This is a genomic window from Parabacteroides sp. AF14-59 (assembly GCF_003479515.1).
GTDB classification, from domain to species: Bacteria; Bacteroidota; Bacteroidia; order Bacteroidales; family Tannerellaceae; genus Parabacteroides; species Parabacteroides faecis.
Genome location: NZ_QUHH01000047.1, coordinates 1 through 10,945, shown reverse-complemented (window position 1 = coordinate 10,945; position 10,945 = coordinate 1). Strand labels below are relative to the sequence as shown.

7 protein-coding genes and 1 pseudogene are annotated in these 10,945 nt (G+C 56.3%); 3 read left to right on the top strand and 5 right to left on the bottom strand.

The features are described from left to right. Positions 1-40 precede the first annotated feature (40 nt). From DWW23_RS26005 to DWW23_RS25985, 5 genes and pseudogenes are all read right to left on the bottom strand, one after another. Positions 41-3,493: pseudogene (locus tag DWW23_RS26005) on the bottom strand (N-6 DNA methylase); the annotation flags it as partial. After that, a complete protein-coding gene (locus DWW23_RS26000; protein ID WP_181993236.1) occupies positions 3,480-3,929 on the bottom strand; it encodes a DUF1896 family protein in 450 nt (149 codons plus the stop codon). The gene DWW23_RS26000 and the pseudogene DWW23_RS26005, both read right to left, overlap by 14 nt. A gap of 143 nt (positions 3,930-4,072) precedes the next feature. Beyond that, on the bottom strand, positions 4,073-6,172 hold the full coding sequence (locus DWW23_RS25995) for a type IA DNA topoisomerase (RefSeq protein WP_004319201.1): 2,100 nt from the start codon (positions 6,170-6,172) through the stop codon (positions 4,073-4,075). Positions 6,173-6,187: 15 nt separating this feature from the next. Then, positions 6,188-6,403, bottom strand: a complete 216-nt coding sequence (locus DWW23_RS25990; protein ID WP_004319199.1) for a hypothetical protein — start codon at positions 6,401-6,403, stop codon at positions 6,188-6,190. A 3-nt stretch (positions 6,404-6,406) separates the two neighbouring features. After that, positions 6,407-7,864 (bottom strand): DUF3945 domain-containing protein, encoded by a 1,458-nt coding sequence (locus DWW23_RS25985; RefSeq protein WP_007558960.1) that lies wholly within the window; start codon positions 7,862-7,864, stop codon positions 6,407-6,409. 87 nt (positions 7,865-7,951) lie between these two features. On the opposite strand from DWW23_RS25985, the gene DWW23_RS26615 reads away from it, so the two are divergent. The 3 genes from DWW23_RS26615 to DWW23_RS25975 all read left to right on the top strand — a co-directional run bounded on the left by DWW23_RS26615 (position 7,952) and on the right by DWW23_RS25975 (position 10,632). Beyond that, the gene (locus DWW23_RS26615; RefSeq protein WP_007558962.1) at positions 7,952-8,095 is read left to right on the top strand and encodes a hypothetical protein; all 144 of its coding nucleotides are present in this window, start codon (positions 7,952-7,954) and stop codon (positions 8,093-8,095) included. A gap of 81 nt (positions 8,096-8,176) precedes the next feature. Continuing rightward, positions 8,177-9,295 (top strand): site-specific integrase, encoded by a 1,119-nt coding sequence (locus DWW23_RS25980; RefSeq protein ID WP_007565622.1) that lies wholly within the window; start codon positions 8,177-8,179, stop codon positions 9,293-9,295. Between the two features lie 116 nt (positions 9,296-9,411). Continuing rightward, positions 9,412-10,632 carry an IS91 family transposase gene (locus DWW23_RS25975; protein ID WP_008620106.1) on the top strand — a complete coding sequence of 407 codons (1,221 nt, stop codon included), beginning with the start codon at positions 9,412-9,414 and terminating at the stop codon, positions 10,630-10,632. Positions 10,633-10,945 lie beyond the last annotated feature (313 nt).

Genomic DNA, 10,945 nt, shown 5'->3' with positions numbered 1-10,945 from the left:
TTGCTAAGCCTACATTTACTATATGCCCTTATGGGCGCAGCACCTCGTGGTCGATTATCCCTCCGCCGAGCAGTTTGTCCATCCATATCGCGTCCTTCTGGCTGTCATACAGATTGTCTATCCCCAGCCCCTTGAGGTCGAGGTCGGGGAAATCCTGGTGCGTCCCGTCGTACTTCGGGCGCACGTAACAGTTGAAAGTACGGTTATAGAGGTCTGTCAGGCGGTCTTTGAAGTCGGACGACTGCTCGCGCAGCCATTCGGGGAAAGCACCCCGGATCTCGTCTATCTTGCTGTTGGCGAGCTGTATGGCCTCCCCGTCACGCACTTTGACCTCCCGCCGTTCGCCGTCCACCCATTTGAGGACGGTCTTGGTGATGTCGGGCGAAGTGTTTTGCAGGGCGTGTTTCAAAAGGTGCAGGCCGTTGTACTTACGGGTCTGCGCGCTGACGGCATACTGCTCCGTGATCTTCACGTTCGTCGCTTCCGCCTTCACGCCGTACTCGTCCAGGTTGGAGGCGAAGGTGATCTTCACCTCCGTATCGAAGAGCGAGGAGGCGAAACGCTCGTAAACACCTTTTGGAATCCACCGTTCGCCCAGGTTGAAATCCAGGTCGTCGAAAGCGATGGGTTTGGGCGTCGCCTCGCGCAGAGCCTCCAGCGATTCCCGGGCCGGGGCGTGGTCGGGATTCTCCCGCAGGAACGCCTCGATCCGTTCGGCTTTCCCGATGACATTGCCGGCGATGAACTTGTCGGCCACCTCGTAGCCGTCCGTTTCCGGGTTGTAATAGATGCGTCCTTTCAGTTCCCCGAGTATTCCCTCCACGGTAGTTCCCGTGAGCGATGCCATGTAGCGAGGTTCCACCCGGCCGTACTTGTTCAGGCTGGCCACAAGGGCCTCCGAAGCGTCGTCGGCGTGCGTGATCTCATCGGGATTGAAGGCCACGGGACGCTCGAAGATGTCGGCTTTGCGTGCCTTGCCGTCGATGTAACGCTCCAGCGATAGAATCTCCGTCCCCCGCGCGTCCATCTTGATCAGGTCGAGGTTGCGTTTGTCATTGAGCCGTCCGAAGCGTTCGGTGAAATTGTCGTAAAGCCGGTTGAGCATCTCCCGCAGGGCGGGGTTCGCCGTCAGTGTTTCCGCCTCGTTGTTATAAAGGTGGTAATAGGCATCGCGTATCTCGATATACATGGAGGCTTTCGTCCGTTGTGCAGGCGTGAGTTCCAGCGGGTGGAACATGGGTTGCAGGGATTCAATCCCCCGCAGGTAGCCGACCCGGTTTTGTCCGTCCGTGACGAATGTCCCCTCGCGGAAATAGGGGGCGACCTCACCCTCGAACGGGCGGGGTTTCATATCCGCCTCCCGTATCTGCGGCGTTTCTTTACCGGGTTCTTCCTCCTCCGGATTGTCCGACGTGTCGAACAGGCCGCCCGTTCTCGGCGTACCGGCGGCTTGTTTTCGTCTGTCTTTCGGGGCTTCCGTCGGGGGGCGTACCGCCTGCCGTTCCCGCTGTTCCGGGGTTTCCTGCTGCCGGGCGCTTTGTCGGCGCAGTTCCGCCCTCCGTTCCGGGGTAAGCGACATCATCATCTCGTAAAAGCCGTTGATCGGCGGGTTGTCCTCCCAGTTCAGGGAGGCATACAAGTCTTCGGGATCACGCTCCGGTGGCGTCGTTTTCGGCATTTCGCTCTTCTGTTCCTCCGGAGAGGAGGCCGGGGCGAATAACGAGGGTTGTCGGGGCGTCTTTCGCTTTGCTCCCCGGCGGCTGTTCCTTTTCTTGGATATACCGAGTTCTGCCTGCCGCCGCTCCTCGGCGCTGAAGCCGAACAGATCGTAGAGCGTCAGCAACGGTTCCTGCTGCACGTTTACCGGTTCGGCAGCCGCCGTTTCCACCGTGTCGAAAAGCGACCCGGCGAAGCCCTCCCGCGGTTTCGGTTCTGTTATTCCGCCCACGTGCTGCACGGGAGTATCCGCCATGCCGAAATCTTCGGGTTTCGGCGGGTGCTGCTCCCACAAGCGATTCTCTCGCTCCTTCGACCAGGCCCCGAAGTCGGCCAGATCCTCCCCGGTCGGTTCTCCGGCGGGTGTGGCGGCAGAATCCGGTAACGCTTGTCCGGGTTTGTTTTCGATTCGGGTAATCTCCCCGGTTTCGGTATCGACATGGTAGCCCTGCGCCGCCATTTCGGCGACGACACGGCGTTTTTCCTCCTCTTCCCGCTGCTGCTGAAGGTTACGGGCGTCGGCGATAATTTCCTTGACGATTTCTCCGGCAAGGCGGGGCTCGTGTCTTTCGGCACGCTGGCGTTCCGCCTGACGGGGACGGGACAACTCCCGCTCCGGTGTACCGGGTGTCTGTTCCGGAGCATGTTCCAGGCAATAACTCTCGTTGAAATGCCGGTTGAAATCCTCCGAGAGCATACGCCGCATCTCCCGGTCGATGCCGTCCACGCCCTCCGCGTGGGTGAACTCCATCGCCGGTTTGCCGTAGGGGTCTTTGCCTACTTTGGCCTCGGTATGGATCACTCTGTCGAACGACTGGAAAAGGTTGTTTATCTGGATGCCGTTCGACAGCTTGCGGGATTCGATGAAATCCTGCTGCCGTTCGGACAGTTCCCCCGTGGCGGCTTTCTTTTGCAGGATAACCAGGTCGCTGCCGACCTCCGTCCCCGCGTGTTCTGTAAAGAGGTTGTTCGGCAGCCGGATGGCCGATACGGGCTCGCAGCGGTTCATCAGCCACTCGCGCACGGGGCGTCCCTGCTCGGCGTTCAATACTCCCTGCGAGGTGATGAATGCCACCAGGCCGCCCTCGCGTACCATATCGACGGACTTCATGAAAAAATAGTTGTGCAGCGCCCGTGTGCCTTGCCGCCGCACGGGGTCGGTATGGGTGGAGAAGAACGGGTCGAAGAGCGCCACATCCCCGAAAGGGATGTTGCTCACGGCCACGTCGTAGTAACCGGCGTATTTGGGTTCGATGCGCTCGAATCCCTGTACCCGCACCCGTTTTTCGGGGTGCAGGTGCTTCAGGATCAACCCCGTGGCGGGGTCTTTCTCGAAGCAGGTGATCTCCGCATAGGGGTCGTGGAAATCCACGGCACTGACGAAAACCCCCGTTCCCGCGCTGGGGTCAAGAATACGTTTGGGGACGATCCGCGTGTCCCATATCGCCTCCACGATGGCGTCTGCCACTTTCGGGGGCGTGTAAAAAGCCGTCAGGACGGAGTTCTTGATCCCGTCCATGTAGCGCTTGTATTCCCGTTCGTCGGGGGTGTTCGCCCTGATGACCTCGTGCAACTCGGCCACGAGCGTTGCCATGCCGTCCTTGTCCGGTTTCCCGGTGGGGTTTTCCAGCACTTCCTTGATGGCGCCGAAGCCGCTGTATGCGCCGAGTGTCCTTTCTTCTTCGGGAGTCGGCGCCCGCCGTTCCCTGTCGAGCGTGAAGGCCGTCTTCAGCGCGTCGATATTCTGGCGGAGGTGGGTTTTCTTATTGAATGCCATCTTCGAGAAGTATTTGGATGGTTCCCGTCAGTTCGGTATAGAACAGTTCGTAGTCGGGCGTATCGGCGAAGTCGTCCGTGAGGTCGTACTTCTCCAGCACCCCGCGGCAGAGGGGCAGCAGGCGTAGAGCCGCCTGCCGGGCGGTATCCTCGGGAATCTCCGCCTCGAATTCCCTCCAGAGGATGTTTACCAGCGTGTTGTAGGGTGAAAAGTGCAGTCCGCGGCAGAGTTCCTCGCGGGCAATTTCTTCGGCCTCGATGTGGTTGCAGCCCGAACGGATCGCCTCGCTGTACGCTTGGGCGGCGCTGTCGGCCCGCTCGGCGATGAATTCACCTTCGGCGATGAGTTCCGGGTGGCTGTCCTTGAGGTAGGATAGTAACGAAAGTCCGTAATAGGACAATTCCCCCGTGGGGGTATGGTGTTGCTTGTCTGGCATGATAAGAATTTTTAGTGGTCGTTGATAATCGGGGAAGAGAAAGGCGCCCCGGGTTCCCACCCGAAGCGCCGACCACTGAAAAAATCCTTATCAAACAAGCGTATCTCGTTATGACAGGTCTTTTCCAGTGGCAAAGGTAACGATTATTTCCGTTTGTTCCTCTTTCCCTGCCTGGGAGTATCGCGCGGCTCGAAAACGAACGAGGTCTTGAACTGGTCATCGAGCGTGAGGGCCGCGTCGAACGTCCCGCCGCCGTTTTTGACGAATCCCCGGATCGTGCCGGTTTTGCCTTTGGTCAGCAGTTCCGCGAGCTGCTTGTCGGTCAGCTCCTTGCGGCCCACGGTTCTCCATACGGTCAGGCCGCAATCGGGATTCTGACACTTGGCGAGTTTGGGATAGAACACCACGGGCCTGCCGCAACGCGGGCAGGCTGTGTCACTCTCCGCGCCGTCGATTCTTGCTTCCAGCAGTTCTTTGGCGATTTGCGAGGTGAAGACCTCGATACCGCGATGGAACGTCGGGGCGTCCATCTCCCCGGTGGCGATCTTCGAGAGGGCCAGTTCCCAGCCGCCCGTCATGGCGACATCGGCAATCTTCTTGTCCCTGACCACGGCATACACGGCCAGTCCCTTGTCCGTGGGTACAAGCGACTTTTTCTCTCGCCTGACATACTCGCGGGCAAAGAGCGTTTCGATGATGGCGGCACGGGTGGCGGGCGTGCCGATGCCGGCATCCTTCATCGCCTCGCGTTCGGCCTCGTCGGACAGTTCGCGTCCGGCGGTTTCCATCGCCGCCAGCAGGCTCGATTCCGTGTGAAGGGGGCGCGGCCGGGTCTGTTTCTGTTCCGTGCCGCATCCTTTGACGGGCAGCTCGTCGCCTTGCACGATGTCGGGAAGGAGGGTCATGTCCTCCTCTTTCTCTTCGACAGGTTCATTCAGGACGGCCCGCCAGCCCGTCTCGACCATGATACTGCCGCGGGCCGTGAAATCATGTCCCGCGCTTTGCAGGGTAAGGAAAGTGTTTTCTTTCACGCAGGCCCCGGAAAAGGTTTCGAGCATCCGCCCCGCGACCATCTCATAGACGATGCGGTGGTCGGCATCCAGTTCGGAGGGGAGGTTCTCGGTGGGAAGCAGCGCGTGGTGGTCGGCGATCTTTTCGTTGTCCACGCTTCGGCGGGAGAGAGATGCGGTATCCATCCTGCCCGCGTATTCCGCGAAACGGGGATAGCGTGTCATGTTCCCGATGAGTGCCGGAATCTCCTCGGCCACATCTTCCGATATATAGCGTGAGCCGGTACGGGGATAAGTGATGAACTTCTTCTCGTAAAGCGACTGGGCGATGTCGAGCGTTTTTTCTGCCGAAAAACCATACCGGCTGTTGGCCTCTTTTTGGAGTGTCGTCAGGTCGTACAAGAGAGGCGGCTGTTCCCTGGCCTCCTTGCGCTCCACGTTCACGACGCGTACCGTTCGGACGCCGATAACCTCGGCGCGGGCTGCTTCCGCCTTCTCCCTGCCGTCGAATTTCTCCGTGGAGAGGACGGTGAACTCCGTGCCCTCCTTTGCCGTGGAGAGCTTCAGCCGGAAATAGGTGGCGGGCTTGAACGCCTTGTTCTCCAGGTAACGGGAGCAGATGATCGCCAGCGTGGGGGTCTGCACCCGTCCGAGCGACCAGACGCCCCGCCCGGCAGCCACGGCAAGCGCTTGCGAGGCGTTGATACCGACGATCCAGTCGGCTTCGCTGCGGGCTTTGGCCGAGAGGTAAAGGTTGTCGTATTCGTTGCCGGGGCGGAGGTGTTGTAACCCCTCGCGGATGGCCCGGTCGGTCAGGCTGCTGATCCATAACCGCACGAAAGGGGTGCGGCATTCCAGGTAAGAGTAGATGTAGCGGAAGATCAGCTCCCCTTCACGCCCCGCGTCGGTCGCGACGATGATGCGCTCGGCCATGCCGAACAATTCCCGGAGAATACCGAGCTGCTTCACGACACCCGGGTCGGCCTTATACTCTTTACCCTCCCGAACCTGCCGGGGCAGGAGGATGAACGATGATGGCAGGATAGGCAGGTTTTCCCGGCGGAAACCCGCGATGCCGTACTGTTGGGGCATTGCCAGCCCGACCAGGTGGCCGAAGGCCCAGGTTACGGCGTAGCCGTTTCCCTCGATAAAACCGTCTTTACGGTTCGTGGCTCCCACGATGGCGGCGATCTCACGCGCCACCGAGGGCTTTTCTGCGATAATTACTTGCATGATGATTCGGATTTTTCAGTGGTTGTTTTCTTGTAGTTCTTCTTCTTTCTCTTTTTCCGGACGGGCGATCAGCCGGCGGTCGTAATAGACATGGTTGCCGTTCCCGTCGTAATACTGCCGTCCGTCGTCCGCCTCCTCCGGGGGGCTGCGTTTACCCGGCCGGAGGTACAAGGCGGCCAGCGCCGCGATCAGGAGCGGCATGGCTCCGGCCTGCATGTAGAACCATTTCATACGTTATACCTTGACACCTTTGGAGTTGCTCTTTTTGCTGCTGCGGTAATTTTTCTTCTGCGTCGGGGTGGCTTCCTGCTGTCCCTGCTTGAGCGGCTCTTTCACACCTTTGACCGCTTCGACGGTCTTGCCCTCGGAATTGACGGCGACCTGGGTACGGCTTTCAACGGCGGGTTTGACCTCCGCTCCCTGCCGTTTCGCACGGTCGGGATTCCAGCGGAAGAAGTCCATCTTGTTACGCTCGAAGTTGGGCTTGACCCAGGCGTTGAACGGCTCACCCTGCCCGTCCTTGACCATGCCCTTGATGTAGAAAGCCTTGACATCCGCCCGCTTGGAGGGATCATTCACCGCTTCCGTCCACTGGTCATAAGCCTCTTTGGGCACGGAGGCTTTGAGGATTGTCCGGTGAATCGTGAGCGTGGGCTGTCGTTCGGAGGCCGTAGTTTCCTGCCGTCCGTTTTTCTCGGCGGCCTTCTGACGGTAAATCTCCTTGTTCTCCTGGGCGTAGCGGTTGCGATCCAAACCGTCGTAGGTAAAGGAATAGTTACGTTCGGCCGCGTCGATTTGGATATAGGCATCCCGCTTATAACCCGCGCGGGTGGTATATCCTTCGAGCAACACCTTGCCGCCGCCGTAGAAATCCATCTGCTTGCCTTCCGAGAGGTCGGCCTCCTTGATGCGGGCACGTTTTTCGAGTAACGAAACGGGCATGGGTTCCAGCGTGTTCGTCCATTTGTCTATCGACACGTAGCAGGGCGTGAGCTTGCCCGGCTCCAGCTCCAGGTCGATCACTTTCCCGGCGTGGCGGGTGTTCATCAGGTTCGTTTTCGCCTCCTCGTCGAGCAGCACCCCGTGGAAGGGGGCGTCGAGGTCGGGCCGTTCCTGCCAGTAATGCGGCACGACGCGCAGCGAGCCGTCCGCCTGCTCTTCGAGCGACACGCGCCCTTTGGTGGAAACACGCATCCCGTTCTCCAGTTCGGGGTTCATCTCCACCAGCCCGTTGGATTTATGTCCGTAAGACATGGCTTTCAGGTGCGGCTCGATGTCCTCCATGCGGATACCTTTCTTCTCCATATCCGCCAGGTCTATCTTCGTGACGTCCAGCGGCTCGAACTGCCGCTGCTCCTGCGTCTGAAGCCGTTCGGAGGGGTCGATACGGTAATTTTCCAGAATCTCCGGGTCGAAGTCGATGCGGATAAGTTTGTTCAGGGCATTCTCCGTCATGACGAAGATACCCGTGTGGACGGGGTTCTGGGCCTGTTCCATGAACTTTTTGAAGAAGGCTTCGAGGGCTGAATCCTGCGTGTTCACGTTCAGCAGGCTCGCCACATTCTGATCCGTGGGGTCGGCGGTCTGGATATTGCCGTCCCGATCCACGCCGGTAACGGCTTGCAGTCGTCCGTCGTCGGCATTCTGAACGAGCATGACTTGTTTAGCGTCGTTCTTTACGTTTTCGTCCATAATTACGAGTGTTTTTAGTTAGCACCAATAGCGATGCGGGAACGAAAGTAAGGGGAACCGGCTGAACGTAAAAGAGTTGGAAAGGCTATGGAAGCATCGGGCACAGAAGTGGCCGCTTGTGGCGCAGGGCAGAGGAAATCGGAGAAACGGAGTGCCGGGAAGGACGGATTTGGCAGAGGGTATTTTCGTGGCTCCTCACCTTATTGTCAGGTAGTCGGGATCTATTGTTAAATGTCAATAAAGCGCATGGATAACCCGTGTTTTTTTATAAATTTGCGAAAACGGGTTTCAATATCCGACAAAACGTGAGGCATGGAAATATATACCCCAAAAACCAAGATCAAACTTTCTCCGGTGATAAGAAACGGGAGAGAATTTGTCGAAGTGACTTTCGGTAATGACAATGACATCCGCTTGTCGCTGTCGAAGGAAGAAAACGTACTGCTTGTCGGCGGCAGGGCTTATCTGCCGGCAGAAGATTTCGTGCTTGCCGAGTTCTTCGACCGCTATGTGAAAATGGCGTTTATAGACTATTCTGCCATCAAGGAAACCGCCCCCCGTAAAGAGGAAGACAAACGGCCGCCACTGCCGGAAGGCTATCTGGAAAAACTTCAGCAAGTGCGTTACAGTGACCATACCGTAAGGGTATATACCTCCTATTTCCGCGATTTCCAACAGCATTTCGAGGGGCGTAAGATTGAAACGGTTACCCCCGGCGAGATAAACGACTACCTGCTGTATCTCATCCACGAGAAAAACATATCCTCCTGCCAGCAAAACCAGCGTATCAACGCCATCAAGTTCTATTACGAGAAAGTTCTCGGTCAGGAACGGCGGTGTTACAAGGTGAACCGTGCCAAACGGGAGAAGACGCTGCCCGACGTGTTGAGCAAGGAGGAAATAAAGAAGATACTCGACGCGACGGTGACAGACCTGCGCTTCTTCTGCATGTTCTCCATACTCTATTCCGCAGGGTTGCGCATCAGCGAACTGCTGGAACTGAAACCCGGCGACATCAACGAATCCCGCTCCCTGATACGGGTGCGGCAGGGAAAGGGCAAGAAAGACCGCTACACCCTGCTGTCAAAACCGTTGATGAAAAAGCTGACGGAATATAACAGACTATACAAACCGAAAGTGTGGCTTTTTGAACACAGACCGGGCGAACCTTTCACCGAGAGCATCGTGTCGAAACGGCTGAAGGCTGCGGCCCGGGAAGCGGGAATCACGAAACGGATTTACCCGCACCTGCTGCGCCATTCGTTCGCCACCCACCTGTTGGAGCAAGGAACCGACATCAAGATAGTGAAAGAGCTTATGGGACATAACAACATCAAGACAACGGAAAGGTATGTCCACATAGCCGACACTTTCAAAAGCAATATCAAAAGCCCGTTGGACGATCTGTTGATGGAGGAAGACGAGGTCTGATACTTAAAGAAAATAACAGCCAAATCGGCTGATAGTATAACGTTCAAGACAATAAACAACTAATAATCAAATGATTAGATATTAAAATGGAGTAAAAAAGGATTTGTGTGCGAGCTATGAAAGAAGTGCTAAACGACATATATACAGACGGTTGCAAAGAAAAGAAGTACCGCTTGTCCGATTTCTTCAATCGGTGGTGGGACGAATACGCACAGCACCCGGCGGAGTACATCACCCCCGAACAGTACAAGGCGGTGAACGCTATCCGTGTATGTCGCACAACCACTTTGGGGATAGATACATACGTTTGTCCCGATTGTGGGGAAGTACGGGAAATCAGCCATAGTTGCAAACACCGTTTTTGCCCGTCATGCGGCTGGCGTGACACGCTGAAATGGGCGGCACGCATGAAAGAAAAGATGCTGCGGGTGCCACACCGCCATGTGGTGATGACCTTGCCGCATATCCTGCTGGACTTGGTGAAGCGCAACAGGAAAGAAATGCTGAATATACTGATGCGTACTTCGGCTGAAACGCTGAAAGACTGGATGATGCACAAGTTCGGCTTGAAAACCGGGGTAATTGCCGTACTACATACCTACGGGGAAACGAAACAGCTCCATGTACATACGCACATGATTATGTCATGGGGCGGCATAGATAACGACGGTAAGATAGTCATCCCCGAACATGACTACGTGCATATCCCCTCTATCTGTAAGGTATTCCGCTACAAGTTTGAACACGCCCTGATAGAGTTGTTCGATGCGGGCAGGCTGGAGCATGACTTCCGTGACCGCATGGAGTTTATGGGCTTCATCAAAAAAGTGGCAAACAAAAAGGACTGGATAGTGCATTTGGAACCACCCATACAGATGCCGGAACAGGTGATACAATATGTGGGCAGATATTCCAAACGGGCGTGCCTGAGTGAATACAAGATTACGGCAATGGACGGCGAAAACATTTCATTCCGTTACCGTGATTACAAAAACTCACCCGACAGGAGGAACCCGGTTGAAAAGGAACTGACGCTGCATTACCGGGAGTTCTTCCCCCGGCTGCTGCAACACGTTCCACTGCGCTATTTCCGCATCGTGAGGTACTACGGCTTCTATTCCAATAAAGGCAGCCTGCCGGAAGAATACTTCGGGCAGGATGAAAGCGAGATAGAGGAAGCCGAGTTGCAACAGGCAGAAAGCGGATATGAAAACCCGTATTTCTGCGAGCGTTGCGGACGGACGAGAGTTTACAGCCACACTACGGTAACGGGTGGCGGCATGACATACACGGTAATACTGGAGCATTGCGACATACACCGGAAAAAAGCGGCATGACAGCAACATGGGATAGCTATGTCCTGCCGTGAACAAGAACAGTGAAATCCCATGAAAAGAAAGAAAGGAGAACTGAAAAATGAATGAAATACGGATAAGAGCAGTAATGAAACGAACGGGGTGCGGGCATGAACTTCACACCTCTTTCTGCCGGAAACAGCAGTCAAAAATTGAAGTTCTATATAGTATGTAATAAAGGAAATAAAAATTGTCTCGAACATGAGGATGAACCGCCCTAAACGGTCGGCTATCCTCTAAACATTATCCGCAACTAAAAATCAAAAAGGAATATGAAAGAATTAGAAAACAACTG